Below are 19,524 nucleotides of genomic sequence, written 5' to 3'. Positions count from 1 at the left end.
TTTCCTTTAATTTTTTAATCAATATTCAGCGCGTCATTCACCAGCGCCTGTTGCTGCTGCTGGTGTACGGACAAGTAACCTACGGCCGGAGAAGCAGAGGCTGGGCGTCCGGCATAACGTAACGAAGCCCCGGACGGAATCACGTCACGGAAGTTATGCTGGCTGCAATACCATGCCCCTTGATTCAATGGCTCCTCTTGGCACCAGACAAAATCATGCACATGAGCATATTGCTTCAACACCGCTTGCACCGCTTGGTGCGGGAACGGGTACAACTGCTCAATACGCACAATCGCAACATCTTTCTGGTCATTCTTGCGGCGTTGTTCCAGTAGATCGTAATAAACCTTACCCGAACAGAGCACCACACGTTTAACGGCTTTCGGTGCCAGTTCGTCGACTTCGCCAATCGCCAACTGGAAAGACCCATTTGCCAGTTCATCCAGAGAGGAAATGGCTAATGGATGGCGCAATAGAGACTTCGGTGACATGACCACCAATGGGCGGCGCATACTGCGCAGCGCCTGACGGCGTAACATATGGTAAACCTGTGCTGGCGTAGACGGAATGCAGACCTGCATATTCTGTTCTGCACAGAGTTGCAGGTAACGTTCCAGACGAGCTGACGAGTGTTCCGGCCCCTGCCCCTCATACCCATGAGGCAACAACATCACCAGACCACACATACGGCCCCACTTCTGCTCACCCGAACTAATGAACTGGTCGATCACTACCTGAGCACCATTGGCAAAGTCACCAAATTGCGCCTCCCAGATAGCCAGCGTACGAGGCTCAGCGGTGGCATAACCATATTCAAATGCTAAAACAGCCTCTTCAGACAGAACGGAGTCCCAAACATTGAACACCCCCTGTCCGCTGTGAATATTGGCCAACGGTATATAAACAGAGCCATTTTTCTGGTTATGGACCACAGCATGACGGTGGAAGAAAGTTCCACGACCGGCATCCTCACCGGAAATACGGATCGGAGTACCCTCATCCAGCAGCGTTGCATAAGCCAGGGTTTCTGCCGCTCCCCAGTCAAATGGTTTATTGCCCGCAGCCATCTCGGCACGATCACCGTAGATTTTTGCCACCCGTGACTGCATTTCGATCGCTTCAGGTACTGTGCTGATACGCTGTGCCAGTTCCTGCAGACGTTTCATCTCGACCTTGCTAGGATAATCAGCATCCCATTCATGGTTCAGGTAGGGCGACCAGGTGAAAGAGTGCAGATTCATCGGACGCCACTCTTCAACCACACAGTCACCACGATCAAGTGCATCACGGTATAGGTTGACCATTTCCGTGGCATCTTCCAGGCTGGCAATGTTCTCTTCCGCCAGAACATCGGCGTAGATTTTACGTGGTGTTGGGTGTTTCTTGATCTTCTGATACATCACTGGCTGGGTAGCACTTGGCTCATCCGCTTCGTTATGCCCATGACGGCGATAACAGACCAGATCGATCATAACGTCACGCTTGAAGGTATTACGGAAATCCAACGCCAAACGGGTCACAAAGGCGACTGCCTCTGGATCATCAGCATTCACATGGAATATCGGTGCCTGCACCATTTTGGCGATATCGGTACAGTATTGTGTCGAACGGGCATCTAGCGGGTTCGAGGTAGTAAAACCAATCTGATTGTTGATCACGATACGCACAGTGCCGCCGACTTCATAGCCACGAGCCTGCGACATATTCAGGGTTTCCTGCACTACCCCTTGGCCGATGATAGCCGCGTCACCATGGATGGAGATTGGCAACACCATATTGCTGCGTGCCTCATCTAAACGATCACGACGCGCACGTACCGAGCCCATAATCACCGGGCTGACAATTTCCAGATGCGATGGGTTAAACGCCAGTGCCAGGTGAACCATCCCCCCCTCGGTTTCGACATCAGAGGAGAAGCCTTGGTGATATTTAACATCACCGGTGCCTAAGTGTTCATTATGCTTACCAGCAAACTCATCGAATAGGTCCGCTGGTTTTTTGCCCAACACGTTAATCAGCACGTTCAAACGGCCGCGGTGTGCCATCCCCAGTACCACTTCTCGGGTACCATTTTTGCCGGCATGACGTATCATTTCTTTCAACATCGGTACCAGCGCATCACCCCCTTCCAGCGAAAAACGTTTGGCCCCTGGGAATTTTGCCCCCAGGTAACGCTCCATCCCTTCAGCGGCAGTGAGTTCACTCAGGAAACGACGCTTTTCATCTGCGGTAAAGCTCGCCAGCCCTGCCACAGATTCAATGCGTTGCTGAATCCAGCGTTTCTCTTCGGTATTGGTGATATGCATGTATTCAGCACCGATGGAACCACAATAGGTCTGTTTCAGTGCTGCATACAAATCACTTAATTTCATGGTTTCTTTGCCAATAGCAAAAGAACCCACATTGAACGTTTCCTGAAAATCGGCCTCGGTCAAATTGTGATACGCTGGCTCGAGATCCGGCACCCGCTCCTGTTTCCACAAGTCAAGTGGATCAAGGTTTGCGTGCTGATGCCCACGGAAACGAAAGGCGTTAATCAGTTGCAAAACCTTAACTTGTTTAGCATCTGTTTCCGGGTCATTGATTGATGAGTTATAACGTGCGGGTTCTTTCGCCAGGCGGCGGAAATAATCTCGCGTTTGGGAGTGGAGCTGGTCGGGTTTGACACCCGCGGTGGGTAGCTGTTGAAAAATGGACCGCCAGCTATCTTCAACGGAACTCGGATCGGTCAAAAAGTCTTCATAGAGCTGTTCTATGTACGACTGGTTCGCGCCCGCTAGATAGGAGGAATCCAGCCAGGCCTTCATTGCGCCGTTCTGCATTATGATCCCTTAAGCTTTTAAAGCTTCAGTTTTCGCCGTGGTTAACATAATTACCGTACTAATACGGTTCGTCATAAAAACGGTTCACTCGACGTGCTTGTACCCTGGATTTTCTTACTCACAACCCTGAAACACCACCCCTTGTGGAGCAACTGGCTACGACCGGAAATTCATCGGGTAAAAACGTATAAACACTCACTGCACGTTCTGTTTTGGACCTTACGGCCCAGCAAGGAACCTCTAAAAACTGGCGGAAAACGTCGGTTGCCGATCGCCAGCCCCTAAGTCAGCTTTTAGAGATCCCCTTCCTTGGAATGTAAACCGGAAATGACCTCGGCGTTACATCTATTTCCATCGCCATTCAAGCTGGCAGGGGGTAAAGCCCCTGCCGCAGGAATCAGCTTAGGTCTCTGTTATGCCCCACGCTGCAGTAACATCGACTTGATATGACCAATTGCACGCGTCGGATTCAAGCCCTTAGGACAAACACTGACACAGTTCATAATACTGTGACAGCGGAAAACACTGAAAGCATCATCCAAAGAATCCAATCTTGCTGCCGTTTCTGTATCACGGCTGTCAATCAGGAAGCGATAGGCTGCTAACAGACCTGCAGGGCCGATAAATTTATCCGGATTCCACCAAAACGACGGGCAAGACGTTGAACAACAAGCGCAGAGAATACACTCGTACAAGCCATCCAATTTTGCCCGATTTTCCGGTGACTGCAAATGCTCGCGAGCCGGTGGATTCGTACCATCATTCAGTAAAAACGGCTTAATTTTTTCATACTGAGTATAAAACTGCCCCATATCAACCACCAAGTCACGTACAACGGGTAACCCAGGTAGTGGACGGATCACTATCTTATTGTTGCCTTTACGCAACGATGAGATCGGCGTGATACAGGCCAAGCCATTCTTGCCATTCATATTGACGCCATCTGAGCCACAAACCCCTTCACGGCAAGAGCGGCGAAACGACAAGGTCGGATCTGTTTCTTTCAGTTGGATCAACGCATCCAGCAACATCATATCGCGCCCCTCTTCCGCTTCGAGGGTGTAATCCTGCATATGCGGGGCGTTATCAACATCCGGATTATAGCGATAGATAGAGAACTCGAGTTTCATCAGTCTGGCTCCGCAATTAGTAAGAACGCACTTTCGGCGGGAATGCTGCACGCAGTTTCGGCTGCATGTTCACTTCACGGCGCGTCATGCTTTCAGAGTGCGGCAGATAGAGCGAATGACACAACCAGTTGTTATCATCCCGATCCGGGAAGTCAAAGCGGCTATGCGCACCACGGCTCTCAGTACGGAAATTGGCTGAAACTGCAGTAGAATAAGCCGTCTCCATCAGGTTATCCAACTCCAGGCACTCAATACGCTGGGTATTGAATTCGCTAGATGTATCATCCAACCGGGCATTCTTCAGGCGTTCACGTAGCACATTCAACTCTGCCAACCCTTTCGCCATAGCATCACCTTCACGGAACACCGAGAAATTATTCTGCATACAGGATTGCAACGCTTTACGGATTTCAACCGGATCTTCACCAGATTGGGTATTGTTCCAACGGTTCAAACGCTCTAGCGAGGCTTCAACATCGGATTCACTGGCATCACGGCTTTCGCCCTGCTCAGCCAAGGACTCTTGCAGATGCATACCCGCAGCACGGCCAAACACCACCAGGTCCAGTAATGAGTTGCCACCGAGGCGGTTGGCACCGTGTACTGAGACACAGGCAATTTCACCCACAGCGAACAAACCGGGCACCACGACATCTTCACCCTTTTCATTGACTGTTAACGCTTGGCCAGTAACTTTGGTTGGAATGCCACCCATCATATAGTGGCAAGTTGGGATCACTGGGATAGGTTCTTTCACTGGATCGACATGGGCGAACGTACGAGACAGCTCTAAAATGCCCGGCAGACGTGATTCCAGAACCTCTTTACCCAGGTGGTCCAACTTCAACTTGGCATGTGGCCCCCACGGACCATCACAACCGCGCCCTTCACGGATTTCGATCATAATCGAACGGGCTACAACGTCGCGTCCTGCCAAGTCTTTAGCGTTGGGTGCATAGCGCTCCATAAAACGCTCACCGTGTTTGTTCAGCAGGTAGCCACCCTCACCACGGCATCCTTCGGTAACCAGCACACCCGCCCCGGCAATACCTGTTGGGTGGAACTGCCACATTTCCATATCCTGCACCGGTACACCGGCACGCAGTGCCATACCGACACCATCACCGGTGTTAATATGAGCGTTGGTGGTGGATTGATAGATACGCCCGGCACCGCCCGTCGCCAAGATAGTGGCTTTGGCTTTGAAGTACACCACTTCACCGGTTTCGATACAGATAGCGGTGGTACCTACCACGGCACCATCCTGATTTTTAACCAGGTCCAGGGCGTACCATTCAGAGAAGATAGTGGTGTGGTTTTTCAGATTTTGTTGGTACAGCGTATGCAGCAACGCATGACCGGTACGGTCTGCGGCGGCGGCGGTACGAGCAGCCTGCTCACCGCCAAAATTTAATGACTGCCCGCCAAATGGGCGCTGATAAATACGGCCATCATCCAGACGTGAGAATGGCAACCCCATATGTTCCAGCTCCAGAATCGCTTCTGGACCGGTTTTACACATATACTCGATGGCGTCCTGATCACCAATATAATCAGAACCTTTCACCGTATCGTACATGTGCCATTCCCAGTTATCTTCATGGTTGTTACCCAAGGCTACGGTAATACCACCTTGAGCCGATACCGTGTGGGAACGGGTCGGAAAGACCTTTGAAAGCAGAGCACAGGTTGAGCCTGCTTGGGAAATCTGCAATGCCGCGCGCATACCTGCACCACCGGCACCAATAACAACAGCGTCAAACTCTCTGACTGGCAGTTTCATTTAAGCTCCCCACACGACGATGGTTCCGTACAGTAAATAAACCAGCAAAACCACAACAATAGCCAGTTGCAGTACCAGGCGTAACGCCAACGGCTTGATATAATCAGTCAGCACCTGCCACATTCCCACCCAGGCATGTACCAGAACCGACAATAATGTCAGCACGGTGAACACTTTGGTGATGGAACTGGCAAAGAAACCACGCCAGACTTCATAGGTTATCGCTGGGGCGGTGATAAAAAAGCCCAGGATATAGAGAACATACAGGGTAATGACAATGGCAGAAGCACGCAGTAATAACCAGTCGTGTACGCCGTTACGCCCTAATGCAGAAACATTGTTTACCATAGGAGGACTCCAGCCAGAATTGACAGCACAACCGTCAACACGAACGCCACTTGGGCTGAACGTATACCGGTGGCTAAATTCTCTTCGATACAGCCAAAATCCATTAACAAGTGACGAATGCCACCGCAAATGTGATAGGCCAATGCAGTGAGGATCCCCCAGAAGATGAATTTCACGAAGAAGCTATTCATAATGGCAGCCGCTTGCAGGAATCCCTCTTGAGAACAGAGTGAAATGCCCAGCAGCCAGAGGAGAATACCTACGGCAACGAAAGTAATTACGCCAGAGACTCGGTGTAAGATGGACGCTATCGCAGTTACAGGAAACTGAATCGTTTGCAGATCAAGATTGACAGGTCTTTGTTTTTTCACATTTAGGCCCACACAGCTCTCATTATCTTCCTTCCTCCGGGCCTGGACAAGGTTCAGACAGCATCAAGGGTAACAAGCCCCTATACGTCAAATGGTTAAGCATCACTATCCTTTATGCTCAAACCATACGTACTTATACCCACCACATTGATACCTAGCTGCAACTTTAAATACGGGGTATATAACGCTGGGTGCTCCTACTTCAGGGTAACCCGGAGACCTGGCGGCAGTATAGGAGGTTCACATTCCCATTACAATTCCAATACAATAGCTTTAGTAACATTTCCCTCGAACAGTGATTCAGCTCACGATTATCACATTCTGTACAAAATTAATTATCTGATTTGACAATGAATCAACATCTAAATTACAAATAGTGTAAAAATCGAACCTGCGATGACTGAGAGAACCTGCAGAGACGCTTTCCTTGATGCATAAGATATGCAACAGTGAATCATCATGCTGCGCATCGGGCGACGACTCGGTGCTCTACCTGCACATTTGCGTAGTGGCTCACAGAGTTAGCATTGTCAGCACTTTATTGTGAGCTACTGGCAGAGATTTAAGGTATTTCAGTAATTAAAGGTTTTTAAATTAAAGCGCTAAGGAGACGGTAAATGACTGATAAGAAAGCGACGCTTAACATCAATAATGGCAAAGATCCGATCGAACTGGGTATACTCACCCCCACGCTGGGCCCCGATGTTCTTGACGTTCGCACGCTGGGCTCTAAAGGTTATTTCACCTTTGATCCCGGTTTTACCTCTACCGCTTCTTGTGAATCGAAAATAACCTTTATCGATGGCGATAAGGGCATTTTGCTGCACCGTGGCTTCCCGATTGAACAGTTGGCAAAAGAGTCCACCTATCTGGAAGTGTGCTATATCCTGCTTTATGGTGAAGCACCAACCGCAGAACAACTCGAAACCTTCATCACCACGGTAACTCGCCACACCATGATCCACGATCAGATCACTCATCTGTTCAGAGGGTTCCGCCGTGACTCACACCCAATGGCGGTGCTCTGTGGGGTAACCGGGGCATTAGCCGCGTTCTATCACGATGCGCTGGATGTTAACAACGAACGCCATCGTGAAATCACCGCATTCCGCTTACTATCAAAAATGCCAACCGTGGCGGCGATGTGTTACAAGTATTCTATCGGGCAACCCTTTGTTTACCCACGTAACGATCTCTCTTATTCCGCCAATTTCCTGCGTATGATGTTTGCTACCCCTTGTGAGGATTATGTGGTGAACCCGGTGCTGGAACGTGCCATGGACCGCATTCTTATCCTGCATGCTGACCACGAGCAAAACGCCTCCACCTCAACGGTGCGTACGGCAGGTTCCTCGGGCGCTAACCCGTTTGCCTGTATCGCGGCAGGTATTGCTTCCCTATGGGGACCGGCACACGGTGGTGCTAACGAAGCGGCACTGAAAATGCTGGAAGAGATCAAAACCGTTGAGCATATTCCAGAGTTTATCAAGCGTGCCAAAGATAAAAATGACTCTTTCCGTCTGATGGGCTTTGGCCACCGGGTGTACAAAAATTACGATCCGCGTGCCACCGTAATGCGTGAAACCTGCCATGAAGTGTTAAAAGAGTTGAACAGGAAAGATGACAATCTGCTAGAAGTGGCGATGGAGCTGGAGCATATCGCGCTGAACGACCCCTACTTTATTGAGAAGAAACTCTACCCGAATGTTGATTTCTACTCAGGGATTATCTTGAAAGCGATGGGGATCCCTTCCTCAATGTTTACCGTTATCTTCGCTATTGCCCGGACCATCGGCTGGATCGCTCACTGGAACGAAATGCACGACGAAGGCATTAAGATCGCCCGTCCGCGCCAGTTGTATACCGGTTATACCGAACGGCAGTTTAAGCCTCAGGTAAAATAAAAAGCCATGAAAATGAGCCTCAGCAATGAGGCTCATTATTTATTGCTTATGGGTAAACCAACATCACAAGTGTATCAATGACCTCAATGTGTTGTGCCGCCAGCCACTTTCAAATCCTGCTCCACGCGTAGCGTCAGAGAAATAGCCAATTTCAGTGCTGACAAGACCGTTTCAGCGGCCATACTCGGTTGCCCTGGGTGATGTGCGGCTTGTTCTGGCAGGTAAGGGATATGAATAAACCCGCCCTTGATTTGCGGTTGGCTGCTTAAACGATGTAACAGGCCATACATCACATGATTACAAACATAAGTACCCGCAGTTTGTGATACCGAAGCAGGAATACCGGCCTGCCGCAACGCATTGACTATCGCCTTGATCGGCAAAGTACTGAAATAGGCCGCTGGGCCATGTTCAACAATCACCTGGTCAATCGGCTGCTGCCCCTGATTATCAGCAATGCGCGCATCATCAACGTTGATCGCCACCCGTTCAACGGTAATATCGCTGCGCCCTCCGGCCTGACCGATCGCCAATACGCGTTGAGGCTGCAGTTGATCAATGGCCGCATTCAGCACGCTTAACGACTCACCAAATACACAAGGTAATTGGCGTGCAATAATCTGTGCCCCGGCTATTTGCACTCCATCAAGCTGCTTGACCACTTCCCAGGACGGATTCACCTGTTCGCCACCGAAGGGTTCAAAACCTGTAATCAATACCTTTTGCATACCTTGATTCTCCTACAGGAACATCAGGAAATAGAGCAGGAATACGTTAACCAGCAGCAACGCCAGCCCGGTAGGGACCTGCGCCTTAATCACCGCATTCTTATCCGGTAATTCCAGTAAGGCGGCGGGGACAATATTAAAGTTGGCCGCCATAGGCGTCATCAAGGTGCCGCAATAACCAGAGAACATCCCAATTGCCGCCATCACCGCCGGATCCCCGCCATGTTGCAGTACCAAAATTGGAATACCAATCCCTGCGGTAACAATGGGGAAAGCCGCAAAGGCGTTACCCATCACCATGGTCAGCAGTGCCATGCCAATGGCGTACACTGCCACCGCGACAAAACGGTTATCCACCACCAGATATTCTTGGGTCAGATGGGAAATGGCGGTACCGACCCCGGCGGTGGTAAATAACAAACCAAGCGTCGCCAAGATCTGCGGTAAAATAAAGGCCCAACCAATGGAGTCCAGCAGACGACGCGCTTCCTGCACCGGTTGCAATACCTTCTCGTGGGTCATTTTCACCGCAATAATCAGCCCCAATAGGCAGCCAACGGCCATCGAAAACAAGGTAATCAAGGTAGAATGATTACCACTGCCAAATAACGCATTTTGCAATGCCGGAATATTGCTAAACAGCAATACGCCAATCACAGTGCCCACAGGGATCACCAGGGCCGGAATAAACAGCCGATTCCCCAAGCGCTGGGCACTGGCTTCACGTTCCTGCTGGCTACGCTGATGATAACTGCCGAGGCGCACGCCACCAAAACCGGCAATCAAAGCCATCAGCACCACCAGCCCACCCACCACCATATGCAGTTGGCGTTTGGCTTCAGCACCACTACCAAATAGCCCGTAGGTCCAGTCACCCACCAGAAAGATCAGCCCGTATAACCCCCAGAACAACCCGGTAGTAACGCGACGAGGGTTGGCCCTGTCACGCCATGACATGACTGCGACGGCCAACAACACCACGCCGGCCAGCCAGTAAAGATATTGTTGCTGGAAAATCATTGTTTACCTCCCTTCGCCTGCATGGCTGCCTGGTTAAGTTTGTTCAGTTCAGCGGTTAACTGCTTGTCCATGCGGTGCAAACGGAAGGCGTGGATCAGGAAAGCAAAAATAGCCGTTGGGATCCCCCACAGCGCAATATGCAACGGCTCGGTCTGAATCCCCGCCGACTCCTGCATAAAGTTATGCATAAAGATAATTGCACCGAAAGCGACAAAAATATCTTCGCCAAAAAATAGCCCCACGTTATCCGTTGCGGCAGACATGGCACGTAACCGATAGCGTACAGAGTCAGGCAAGTCACCGTAACGGTTTTCCGTCGCCCCTTCAGCCATCGGTGCCAACAAGGGCCGCACCATCTGGGGGTGCCCCCCTAGGCTGGTCAAGCCCATTGCCGCCGTCACTTCACGGGCAAACAGGTAAACAATCAGCAAACGCCCGGCGGTGGCACTCTTGATTTTGGCAATCCACGCCTGAGCATGCTCCTTCAAGCCATGGCGCTCTAGCAAGCCAATGACCGCCAACGGCAACAGCAGGATCAGGGGTAAATTGCGTGTATTAAGAAAGCCTTCGCCAAGCTTTTCCAAAATGGTTGCCAACGGCATCATTGCCGCCAGCCCGGTGATAATACCGGCGACAATCACCACCAATACTGGGTTAAAACGCAAAAAAAATCCTACCACAATGACGGCAATACCGATCAGTGGCCAGAGATTGACAACTTGTTGCATAGCAAAGTCCCCCTTTTCCCTTCAGCCTTCCAAGCGATAGCTCAAAAATGCGTCGGGGTAATATGTGATTAGCTAAATAGTGGTTATTTTTATTGCGCGCTAACACTTATCTGATGCGCAGCAAAAAGCTCACGCAGTTTATGCGCGTAAACCAGTGCATGTTCACCATCACCGTGCAGACAAACGGTTTCCGCCTGAACCTCAACCCAACTGCCTTGCGCGGTACGCACCCGCTGATGGCGCACCATCTCCAGCGTTTGTGCCAACGCCTGTTGTTCATCAGTAATCAATGCGCCGGGTTGCCCACGCGGCACCAGCGTGCCATCAGCCTGATAACCGCGATCAGCAAATACCTCTTGGCGCGTTACCAACCCCAGTTTTTTACCCGCCCGGATCAACTCGCTGCCCGCTAACCCCACCAGGCACAATTTTGGGTCCACCGCTAATACAGCGCGGGCAATCGCGTCAGCCAATGCAGGCTCTATAGCCGCCTGGTTATATAACATACCATGCGGTTTTACATGAACCATGCGCCCGCCCTCCGTATGAGCAATCGCCGCCAACGCTCCCAACTGATACACCACCTGGGCGTAAACGGTTTCTGCTGGTAACTGCATCGGCGTGCGGCCAAAGTTTTCCCGGTCAGGAAAACTGGGATGAGCGCCAATAGCAACACCATACTGCAATGCCCAACGCACCGACTGACGCATGGTTTGCGCATCACCAGCATGAAAACCACAGGCGATATTCGCGGAACTCACCAACTGCAGTAATGCCTGATCATGAGCGCCGCCCTCCCCCAAATCAGCATTTAAGTCGATGTTCATTTAACCCCCAGGCAATTTGTTGAACATAGTGATCTTGCTCGGCTTTGGCGTGTTTTGCTGCGGCCAGCGTACAAGGTGTAAAGTGGATCACATCCCCCAAACGGGTTTGCGCTAAATGGTAGAGATCGGCCTCAATCACGCAGGCAATACGCGGGTATCCCCCGGTGGTTTGAGCATCCGCCATCAACACAATGGGCTGACCACTGTGCGGAACCTGAATCACCCCCGGTAATAAACCGTGGGACAGCATTTCACGCTCGGTGGTCCGCGTTAGGGCATTACCACCATGTAGGCGATAGCCCATACGGTTACTTTGTGGGCTGAGTTGCCATGGGGTACGCCAAAAATCCTCTTGTGCCGCAGGGCTAAACTCATCATATTCCGGGCCCGGTATGGCGCGAACCCGGTTACTGAACAGTAATTGTTTCACGCCAACGCTACGGGTGGGGGCCGCTTGAGGTTGGCCTAAAGGTAAAATATCGCCATCTTTCAATTGGCGCCCTTGCCAACCACCAAAACCGGCAGTGAGATCCGTGCTGCGCGACCCCAACATACCAGGGACATCAATGCCGCCAGAAATAGCCAGATAACTACGCATGCCATATTTAGGCGTTTTCAACGTCAGCCGTTGACCCTTTTTCACCGGATAACACCAGCCGGTCCATAACGATTTACCGTCCAGATGAGCATCACAACCCGCCCCGGTCAATGCTATCCAGCCATCACGGGTCAATTCAGCGCTGAACTGCCCTAAGGTAATTTCCAGCCCAGCGGTTTCCGGCGCATTCCCCACCAATAGATTGGCAATTTTCAGCGCGGGTATATCAAGCGCGCCCCCTTGGCTGATGCCTAACCGACGGAAACCATTACGCCCTAAATCCTGCACGGTGGTGTAGATACCGGCTCGCGAGATCTTCAACATACCCCCTCCTTCTGCGGTACAAAACGCACATTATCACCAGGGCGCAATAGCGTCGGTGGCATTTCATGGGGATTAAACAGCGCCAGTGGCGTGCGGCCAATCAATTGCCATCCCCCAGGGGTCACAAGGGGATAGATGCCGGTTTGCCCGCCACCAATACCCACTGACCCAGCAGCCACCGACAAGCGAGGAACCGCCCGGCGCGGTGTTGCCAACCGTTCTGGCATCCCCCCCAGATAAGTAAAACCGGGTTGGAACCCGAGAAAATAGACCACATAAGTCACTGAGGAGTGGCATTCCACCACTTGGCGCATAGTCAGGCCAGTGTGCTGTGCCACCTCCGCCAGATCCGGACCATACTCACCACCATAAACCACCGGAATATCCACCTCACGGGACTCCGGCACCAGACACTCCTTCTCTTCCCACCCCTGACGTAATAACGCCAGCATTGCTTCTGCATCGGCCTGTGGCGTATACAGTAACAACATCAGGTTATTCATCCCCGGGACCACTTCCCGCACATCCTGATGGTGGTTCAGTTTTTCTGCCAACGCCCAAATACGCTGCTGGCTCTGCAGCGTCACCGGGGGTGCCAATTCAAGCACTACAGCGCGTTCCCCTAGCAGGTAATATCGTGCTCGTTGCACCTTAATCTCCTTATCCCCAGCATTTTTCCAGCAGAAAACCGCCCGCCTATCACTTACAATGCTTAGGGAGTTAATGACTTACAAAACTTGACAGTTATGCGCGAGCAGAGGCTGGCTGTCAATATGCCAGTGGTCACTCAAGCTGCGGGGTATTGGCACTTTGAGTGAATGGGGATATCAACGCACAGCATATTGAACAGGGGCATATTGCCCCTAACCGGTTGTCAGGCAGGATTGGGGATATCAATAAAGCGAACATCAAAACCGTGCTGTTGTGCCAACCACTCACCCAGCGCCTTGATGCCCACCCGTTCAGTGGCGTGATGACCCGCAGCAAAAAAGTGGATACCCATCTCCCGGGCGGTATGAATGGTTTGTTCAGACACTTCACCACTGATAAAGGCATCAGCACCAAACTGTGCAGCGCTGTCGATAAACCCTTGGCCGCCACCAGTACACCAGGCCACACTACGGATAAGTTGTGGTGCATGATCACCACAGTGCAATATTGCCCGGCCAAGGCGAGTTTCCAGCCGCTGTTGCAGTTCACTGGCGGTTAACGGCGGTTCAAATTCACCGTATGGCACTAACGGCTCTATTTGACCCCGTTCCCGAATACCTAACAATTGAGCCAACTGGGCGTTATTGCCCAATGTAGGATGGGCATCCAACGGCAAGTGATAACCATACAGATTGATGTCATGGCTCAGTAAGGTTTTCAGCCGGTTGCGTTTCATGCCACGCACCGCTGGCGCTTCGTTTTTCCAGAAATAACCATGATGCACAATAACCGCATCAGCTTGCTGTTCCACTGCTGCATCCAGCAACGCCTGGCAAGCGGTGACCCCGGTGACAATGCGCTGCACTTGTGAACGCCCTTCTACCTGCAGGCCATTCGGCGCATAATCTTGAAACGCCGCACAATTGAGCTCAGTGTTGAGCAGATTTTCCAGATCCAGGTTATGCATATCATTCTCACTTTTGGTTATAGCCAAATTACCCAAGATTAGAGCATATTGGTTGGGTTAAAGAAAAATATCCTCACCAATTAATTGATCCGTATACTGGTGAACTCAGTCAGGGAGCATTTGGACGCCATCATGCAACAAACACGGAAAACTATCGCTATATCACGCTATAAACCCACCAATAACCCGCAACCTGTCGTCAATTACTGTTGGTGTTTATTCAAATGAATACAGCAAGTTACTATTTCAAACTAACGCTACCGGTGATGTTGGGCTATATCCCTTTAGGGATGGTTTTTGGCTTCCTGATGTCCACTGAGGGGATACCATGGTACTTTGCACCGCTATTCAGCCTGTTGGTGTTTGCTGGTGCCATTCAGTTTCTAGCTATTCCCATGGTACTGGCGGCCAACTCGTTACTCGATATCGCTATCGCGACGTTATTGGTCAACTTCCGCCACCTGTTTTATGGCATGTCTCTGATCAACCTGATGCCTGACACCTGGTTAAAAAAACTCTATTTCATCTTCTGCATTACTGACGAAAGTTACTCCCTGCTCACCAGTTATAAGACGCTTAACAAGCGAGAAGCCTTGATTATCGTCATGCTGAATCATGGTTACTGGGTGCTAGGTACAGTGTTGGGAATCATGCTGGCGGATCAGATCCCGCCGATCGCTGGTCTGGATTTTTCTTTAACTGCGCTGTTTATCGTGCTTTTTATTGAGCAACTAAAGAACAATTTCTCGTTCAGTGCGTTAGTTATCGCTGGTGGCAGTTGCTTGTTTGCCTGGCTATTTTTCCCCGATACTTTCCTGATTTGCGCCAGTTTGTGCGCCTTGGTGATGTTCTATCTGCAGTACAAAATTACCGAAAGAAACGGAGTGATACTCAGTGAGTAATTATTATATTTTGTCAGTGATCCTGGTGATGGGGATAGTGACCTTCTTGCTGCGCGCGCTGCCTTTCGCGTTTGAAAAAAAATTAACCATGAATGGCTTTGCCATTTATATTCGACAGCGCTTCCCACTGGTGATGATGTTTATTCTGGTGATTTACTCATCCGGCATGATTAAAATGCACCAGATCCAGCAAAGCATACATTTTATTATCCCGGCGTTGCTTATCACCGCAGTACACCTGATGCTACGTAATGTGCTGCTAAGTATCACGCTTGGCGTGTTGTCCTATGTTTTAATCCTTCATTTCTGGCCTTAATGCCTGCGTCTCTTGGCTTTTCGCTGCCTCAAAGCGGGCCAAGGTATTCAACCTGGCCTGCTGATGATCGACTATCGGTTGCGGGTAGTCCAACACCACCCGTTGCTTTTGTGCCCAACGATGGGGATGGTGGATCTCACTGTCGGGTACCTGTGCCAGCTCTGGGAGCCATTTACGGATAAAAACACCTTGGGGATCAAAACGTTTCCCCTGCGTGGTCGGGTTAAAGATGCGGAAATAGGGTGCAGCATCGGTTCCTGTTGATGCCGCCCACTGCCAACCACCATTATTGGCCGCCAGGTCACCATCCAACAATTGCGACATAAAATAACGTTCACCAGCACGCCAATCGATCAACAGATCTTTAACCAGAAAACTGGCGCTGACCATCCGTAACCGGTTATGCATCCACCCCGTTTGATTAAGCTGACGCATAGCGGCATCCACAATCGGATAACCGGTCAGGCCTTGCTGCCAAGCCTGTAACGCGGATGGGTTATCGCTCCAGCTCAGGTTATCGGTCCACGGGATAAAAGGACGATGTTTACATAACGCGGGATAGGCAACGATCAAATGGCGATAAAACTCCCGCCAGATCAATTCATTTAACCAACAAAAAGCGCCACTTTGCGGGTTTTCCAACACATCCGGGCACTCCACCCGCAAGCGGTTAAGACACTGACGCGGAGAGAGCACACCGATCGCCAGATAAGGCGACAAATTGCTGGTGCCATTAATGGCGGGCAAGTCGCGCTGTTTAGCATAGTCAGACACTTGCTCACGGCAAAATGCACGTAACCTTTGTAGCGCTGCCTGTTCACCCACCGGATAGCCGTCACTCACCTCCTCAAAGGGATAATCAAACTTGTCAGGCAGCGTAAACTGGCATGCAGGCCCCCGTGAGGAAGGGGCTGGTAATACCGTGGTTTCCGACGCCAGCAGCCGCTGAATAAAGGTATGACGAAATGGGGTGAAAACCTGATACATCTCGCCCTTAGCGGTTTGCACACTACCGGGCGGCAGTAACAGGCTGTCATCAAAACCATGACAACTCACCTGCCCTTGCAATGCTTGTTCAACCCCGCTATCGCGCTGGCGTTCATTGAACTCATATTGGCGGTTATAAAACAGGGCTGAAACTTGTTGCTGCTGGCAAAACTCCACCAGCCACTGTGCCGACTCAGCAAAATTACCGCATTGGTGGCAAACCAGTTCTATCCCCCGAGCCGCCAGTACCTGCTGCAGTTGCCGTAGATGGGCGTGAATAAAAGCCGCCTGACGCGGGGACATATTGTGTTGCCGCCACTGTTGCGGTGTCGCGATATACAGCGCCATCACCCGCGCTTGTGGGTCAGCGCAGGCGGCATACAGAGCTTTATTGTCGGTAATGCGCAGATCATTGCGCAACCAAACCAGATGCGTGGTCATCACACTCCTTGCTTATTAGTGGCCATAACGCAGGCGCAGTGCTTCTGGGTAAGGATCAAAATAGCGCTGCTGTGCCAGATAGCTATCAGGAAATTCAGCCATATAGTGTTTCAACAGTGTTATTGGCGCCAGCAACGGCTGTACCCCCTGGCGATAACGCTCAATCAACTGAGCCAATTCCTGGCGTTGCGCGGCATTAAGGTGCGGACGGAAATAGCCTTGTACATGCATCAGCACATTGGTGTGATTACGCCGGGTTGCCTTGTGTTGCAGTATCGCCATCAGGCGTTGGCGGTACTCCACAGCAAACTCCTCCAGTTTATCCCAGCGTTCAATCTCTGCCACAAAACGCCCTAACTCTCGGGAACCGGGCTGTGAATGTGCCAGTAATATCAGTTTATAACGGCTGTGATAGGCAATCAGGCCCCCACGGGTCAATCCCTGACGCCACAATAGATTCAACTCATGTAGCGCAAACACCCGTTCGGCAAAGTTTTCCCGCAACTCGGCGTCATTCAAACGGCCATCTTCCTCTATCGGTAACCAAGGCATCTGGCGCAATAACTCAGCGGTAAACAGCCCCACGCCACTTTTACGCGCCCCTGAGCCATTTTCATCATAAACCTTGACTCGCTCCATCCCACAACTGGGGGATTTTGCACAGACAATATAACCACACAGATGGGTTAAGTTAGCGACACGCTGCTGTGAAAATTGCTGCATTTTGTCCGTGACATCCACCTGATGATCACTGCTATGACACAACAGAGTTTGTTGCTGTTTTTTAACCAAACGCAATGCCGGGCGGGGAGTAGGCATACCAATGGCCATTTCCGGGCAAATAGGCTCAAACTGCACATAGGGTGACAGTTGATCAATTGCAAACTCACAGCGCTTATGACCACCGTCAAACCGTACCGGATTACCCAGCAGGCAAGCACTGATACCGATAAGGATCTTGTCGCTCATGTTATCTCTCTCCCTAGCCAAAAAATGTTAATACCCATCGCCATTTAAAACAGCAATTTGAATGAGTGTGGATAGAGAAGTGTAGAAGAGTTCGGGCAAGAATACGAAATAGCAATCGCGCTGATGGTGATATTGTTATGTGCTGATGGTGATATTGTTATGTGCTGATGGTGATATTGTTATGTGCTGAAAGGCAATAATAGCTGGCGAAGAAGGACCATTTCCGAACTTTTTTAGGTAAAGGGGCGAATCCCCCTCTTCCCTGCTAGAAAATTAAGACTGCCGAGGATTATCGGCCAGAACCCGTTGCCGGATCTGGTCAACATTAACGCTACTGATATAACGAGCAATATTTGGATAATAACTTTCGTGGTAACCGAATTGTGGCTGGCGCAACTCGGCTAATACCTCGGCTTTGCTGGCCTGTTCGAACACCAGGCGATACATGGCGACCACCAGACCGGTACGATCACTACCATGCCAACAATGTACCAGTAGCGGTTTTTGAGCAAAACGGACTTCCCGCAAGGCGCTCACCACTTTGTCGTCATTGATCACTGCCGCATTGATCGGCACGCGGCGCAACACCAGATGGGTACCTTTGGCTTCACTGTCATCATCATTCCACTGGCGCAGGTTGAGTACGGTTTTGATCCCCTGCTGCTCAACGGCCTTCATCTGAGCTACGTCAGGCTGCGCTGAACGGTAGATTTCAGGTGAAACCTGGTGGAAGTTCAGTGGCAAAGCGGTATTCGCCAAGGCAGTGACGCTGCCAAAAAGTAAGACGCTGAACATCATGACGTTCAGCAACAGGCGTAGCCGCTGTGTCGCCTGCGCCACAGGTGCCACTATCAGGGGTGGGGTTATCCAATTCATATTCTGTTCTTTATATTCCGTTCTTACTGGGCTTGGTCAGGCTGGCTGCCGCCGCATCGCGTTTCAATGCTATCCAGTATGGGCCATTTGCTTACCCATGGGAATATCTTGGTTGGTATTGGTAAATTAAATTTTATAACGCCGCGCTGGTATATAACCGTGACCATTCAAGCTGTTGGCGCGTTGGCTGCAACTTAAATGAACCTGAGTCTACCTGCACTAAAGCCACCACAGAAATGACAACTAACGGCACACTGGATAATAAACAGCATTTTGCCAAGGTTGAAAATAATCGCCGACACTGAAAAGTGTTAGTAAAAATCAACCGGGGCGCTTTCAGCCTGTTGCAACCAGACAGGTTTATTACTGGTCTTTGACCATACGCGATGTAAATAGCTGTAAAAGCGGGCGCGATCATTACGGAACAACATCACCGGAAAGGCAAGAACACCCACCAGAATCACTGCACTACGGCGCAGGAAGATACGATGTAACGGATATGCGTGATAGTAAGACATAGAAACTCCTTTAAAACAGCACCCTACGCTGTCAGAGCCAAGCGTGAGGCGAAAATTCAAACCAGATGAGTTAAAAACTGAGCAAAATAATACCGCAATATGTATAATTTTTCCACTCATCAGACCACTCAATGATCAAATAATCGCATCGACAGGCATTACTAAATCACGTTGTTACAGAACGGTTAATTTAATACGGCTTAAGTTAATTTTTAACTGCATATTTAAACCATTTTTATACTTTCTTTATATTTGGGTGCGTTATTTTTCAGTTTCTTTCCAGTATTCCGCCTAAATAGCTGATCCTAATACCA

Annotated in this window: 19 protein-coding genes; 3 read left to right on the top strand and 16 right to left on the bottom strand. The window is 50.4% G+C overall.

All coding sequences use genetic code 11. The features are described from left to right. Window positions 1-14 precede the first annotated feature (14 nt). The 5 genes from sucA to sdhC all read right to left on the bottom strand — a co-directional run bounded on the left by sucA (window position 15) and on the right by sdhC (window position 6,466). Window positions 15-2,822: a 2-oxoglutarate dehydrogenase E1 component gene (sucA, locus tag AC2A06_RS14560; RefSeq protein WP_484380752.1), complete on the bottom strand. Its 2,808-nt coding sequence runs from the start codon at window positions 2,820-2,822 to the stop codon at window positions 15-17. Window positions 2,823-3,235: 413 nt separating this feature from the next. Next, window positions 3,236-3,952, bottom strand: coding sequence for a succinate dehydrogenase iron-sulfur subunit (locus tag AC2A06_RS14555; RefSeq protein WP_023489829.1), 717 nt, complete (start codon window positions 3,950-3,952; stop codon window positions 3,236-3,238). 16 nt (window positions 3,953-3,968) lie between these two features. Beyond that, on the bottom strand, window positions 3,969-5,735 hold the full coding sequence (sdhA, locus tag AC2A06_RS14550) for a succinate dehydrogenase flavoprotein subunit (RefSeq protein WP_023489830.1): 1,767 nt from the start codon (window positions 5,733-5,735) through the stop codon (window positions 3,969-3,971). After that, window positions 5,736-6,083 (bottom strand): succinate dehydrogenase membrane anchor subunit, encoded by a 348-nt coding sequence (sdhD, locus tag AC2A06_RS14545; protein ID WP_023489831.1) that lies wholly within the window; start codon window positions 6,081-6,083, stop codon window positions 5,736-5,738. Continuing rightward, on the bottom strand, window positions 6,077-6,466 hold the full coding sequence (gene sdhC, locus AC2A06_RS14540; protein WP_473195704.1) for a succinate dehydrogenase cytochrome b556 subunit: 390 nt from the start codon (window positions 6,464-6,466) through the stop codon (window positions 6,077-6,079). Before sdhC ends, sdhD begins: the two co-directional genes overlap by 7 nt. Before the next feature lie 605 nt (window positions 6,467-7,071). Here sdhC and AC2A06_RS14535 point away from each other — a divergent pair. Next, a complete protein-coding gene (locus tag AC2A06_RS14535) occupies window positions 7,072-8,358 on the top strand; it encodes a citrate synthase (protein WP_023490662.1) in 1,287 nt (428 codons plus the stop codon). An 83-nt stretch (window positions 8,359-8,441) separates the two neighbouring features. Here the strand turns inward: AC2A06_RS14535 and pcp are convergent, their stop codons facing one another. The 7 genes from pcp to AC2A06_RS14500 form a co-directional block, all read right to left on the bottom strand. Further along, on the bottom strand, window positions 8,442-9,086 hold the full coding sequence (gene pcp, locus AC2A06_RS14530; protein WP_484380751.1) for a pyroglutamyl-peptidase I: 645 nt from the start codon (window positions 9,084-9,086) through the stop codon (window positions 8,442-8,444). A gap of 12 nt (window positions 9,087-9,098) precedes the next feature. After that, window positions 9,099-10,106, bottom strand: coding sequence for a DUF979 domain-containing protein (locus AC2A06_RS14525; protein ID WP_484380750.1), 1,008 nt, complete (start codon window positions 10,104-10,106; stop codon window positions 9,099-9,101). Next, entirely contained in the window at window positions 10,103-10,834 is a 732-nt protein-coding gene (locus tag AC2A06_RS14520; RefSeq protein ID WP_023490659.1) for a DUF969 domain-containing protein, read from the bottom strand. Before AC2A06_RS14520 ends, AC2A06_RS14525 begins: the two co-directional genes overlap by 4 nt. 89 nt (window positions 10,835-10,923) lie before the next feature. Beyond that, window positions 10,924-11,661: a 5-oxoprolinase subunit PxpA gene (pxpA, locus tag AC2A06_RS14515; protein WP_023490658.1), complete on the bottom strand. Its 738-nt coding sequence runs from the start codon at window positions 11,659-11,661 to the stop codon at window positions 10,924-10,926. Continuing rightward, window positions 11,639-12,583 (bottom strand): 5-oxoprolinase subunit PxpC, encoded by a 945-nt coding sequence (gene pxpC / locus AC2A06_RS14510; RefSeq protein ID WP_484380749.1) that lies wholly within the window; start codon window positions 12,581-12,583, stop codon window positions 11,639-11,641. The genes pxpA and pxpC overlap by 23 nt, the downstream gene beginning before the upstream one ends. Then, window positions 12,577-13,233 (bottom strand): 5-oxoprolinase subunit PxpB, encoded by a 657-nt coding sequence (gene pxpB / locus AC2A06_RS14505; protein WP_023490656.1) that lies wholly within the window; start codon window positions 13,231-13,233, stop codon window positions 12,577-12,579. Before pxpB ends, pxpC begins: the two co-directional genes overlap by 7 nt. Before the next feature lie 224 nt (window positions 13,234-13,457). Continuing rightward, the gene (locus AC2A06_RS14500; protein ID WP_473195708.1) at window positions 13,458-14,201 is read right to left on the bottom strand and encodes a type 2 GTP cyclohydrolase I; all 744 of its coding nucleotides are present in this window, start codon (window positions 14,199-14,201) and stop codon (window positions 13,458-13,460) included. A 224-nt stretch (window positions 14,202-14,425) separates the two neighbouring features. Between AC2A06_RS14500 and AC2A06_RS14495 the strand changes: the two genes are divergently transcribed. After that, a complete protein-coding gene (locus AC2A06_RS14495) occupies window positions 14,426-15,103 on the top strand; it encodes an AzlC family ABC transporter permease (protein WP_023490654.1) in 678 nt (225 codons plus the stop codon). Continuing rightward, window positions 15,096-15,419 carry a branched-chain amino acid transporter permease gene (locus AC2A06_RS14490; protein WP_023490653.1) on the top strand — a complete coding sequence of 108 codons (324 nt, stop codon included), beginning with the start codon at window positions 15,096-15,098 and terminating at the stop codon, window positions 15,417-15,419. Before AC2A06_RS14495 ends, AC2A06_RS14490 begins: the two co-directional genes overlap by 8 nt. Here AC2A06_RS14490 and phrB read toward each other — a convergent pair. From phrB to AC2A06_RS14470, 4 genes are all read right to left on the bottom strand, one after another. Further along, window positions 15,396-16,847, bottom strand: coding sequence for a deoxyribodipyrimidine photo-lyase (gene phrB / locus AC2A06_RS14485; protein ID WP_484380748.1), 1,452 nt, complete (start codon window positions 16,845-16,847; stop codon window positions 15,396-15,398). The two genes, AC2A06_RS14490 and phrB, sit on opposite strands and share 24 nt — an antisense overlap. A gap of 15 nt (window positions 16,848-16,862) precedes the next feature. Further along, the gene (locus AC2A06_RS14480) at window positions 16,863-17,816 is read right to left on the bottom strand and encodes a YbgA family protein (protein WP_484380747.1); all 954 of its coding nucleotides are present in this window, start codon (window positions 17,814-17,816) and stop codon (window positions 16,863-16,865) included. Window positions 17,817-18,089: 273 nt separating this feature from the next. Then, window positions 18,090-18,692 carry a tyrosine-protein phosphatase gene (locus tag AC2A06_RS14475; RefSeq protein WP_484380746.1) on the bottom strand — a complete coding sequence of 201 codons (603 nt, stop codon included), beginning with the start codon at window positions 18,690-18,692 and terminating at the stop codon, window positions 18,090-18,092. Between the two features lie 311 nt (window positions 18,693-19,003). Further along, the gene (locus tag AC2A06_RS14470; RefSeq protein ID WP_023490649.1) at window positions 19,004-19,210 is read right to left on the bottom strand and encodes a YbfA family protein; all 207 of its coding nucleotides are present in this window, start codon (window positions 19,208-19,210) and stop codon (window positions 19,004-19,006) included. Window positions 19,211-19,524 lie beyond the last annotated feature (314 nt).

The sequence above is a fragment of the Serratia sp. HNCC26DJ244 genome (assembly GCF_057180565.1).
Note: the sequence above shows the minus strand (reverse complement) of the source record. Positions and strands in the feature narration are given on the sequence as shown.

What these genes read in the sequence shown, in the direction of transcription:
- pxpC (WP_484380749.1), bottom strand. Translation starts at nt 12,583, where the DNA reads ATGTTGAAGATCTCGCGAGCCGGTATCTACACCACCGTGCAGGATTTA.
- sdhD (WP_023489831.1), bottom strand. Translation starts at nt 6,083, where the DNA reads ATGGTAAACAATGTTTCTGCATTAGGGCGTAACGGCGTACACGACTGG.
- AC2A06_RS14480 (WP_484380747.1), bottom strand. Translation starts at nt 17,816, where the DNA reads ATGAGCGACAAGATCCTTATCGGTATCAGTGCTTGCCTGCTGGGTAAT.
- AC2A06_RS14475 (WP_484380746.1), bottom strand. Translation starts at nt 18,692, where the DNA reads ATGAATTGGATAACCCCACCCCTGATAGTGGCACCTGTGGCGCAGGCG.
- AC2A06_RS14470 (WP_023490649.1), bottom strand. Translation starts at nt 19,210, where the DNA reads ATGTCTTACTATCACGCATATCCGTTACATCGTATCTTCCTGCGCCGT.
- AC2A06_RS14525 (WP_484380750.1), bottom strand. Translation starts at nt 10,106, where the DNA reads ATGATTTTCCAGCAACAATATCTTTACTGGCTGGCCGGCGTGGTGTTG.
- AC2A06_RS14555 (WP_023489829.1), bottom strand. Translation starts at nt 3,952, where the DNA reads ATGAAACTCGAGTTCTCTATCTATCGCTATAATCCGGATGTTGATAAC.
- AC2A06_RS14535 (WP_023490662.1), top strand. Translation starts at nt 7,072, where the DNA reads ATGACTGATAAGAAAGCGACGCTTAACATCAATAATGGCAAAGATCCG.
- sdhA (WP_023489830.1), bottom strand. Translation starts at nt 5,735, where the DNA reads ATGAAACTGCCAGTCAGAGAGTTTGACGCTGTTGTTATTGGTGCCGGT.
- AC2A06_RS14520 (WP_023490659.1), bottom strand. Translation starts at nt 10,834, where the DNA reads ATGCAACAAGTTGTCAATCTCTGGCCACTGATCGGTATTGCCGTCATT.
- AC2A06_RS14500 (WP_473195708.1), bottom strand. Translation starts at nt 14,201, where the DNA reads ATGCATAACCTGGATCTGGAAAATCTGCTCAACACTGAGCTCAATTGT.
- AC2A06_RS14495 (WP_023490654.1), top strand. Translation starts at nt 14,426, where the DNA reads ATGAATACAGCAAGTTACTATTTCAAACTAACGCTACCGGTGATGTTG.
- pxpA (WP_023490658.1), bottom strand. Translation starts at nt 11,661, where the DNA reads ATGAACATCGACTTAAATGCTGATTTGGGGGAGGGCGGCGCTCATGAT.
- pcp (WP_484380751.1), bottom strand. Translation starts at nt 9,086, where the DNA reads ATGCAAAAGGTATTGATTACAGGTTTTGAACCCTTCGGTGGCGAACAG.
- phrB (WP_484380748.1), bottom strand. Translation starts at nt 16,847, where the DNA reads ATGACCACGCATCTGGTTTGGTTGCGCAATGATCTGCGCATTACCGAC.
- sucA (WP_484380752.1), bottom strand. Translation starts at nt 2,822, where the DNA reads ATGCAGAACGGCGCAATGAAGGCCTGGCTGGATTCCTCCTATCTAGCG.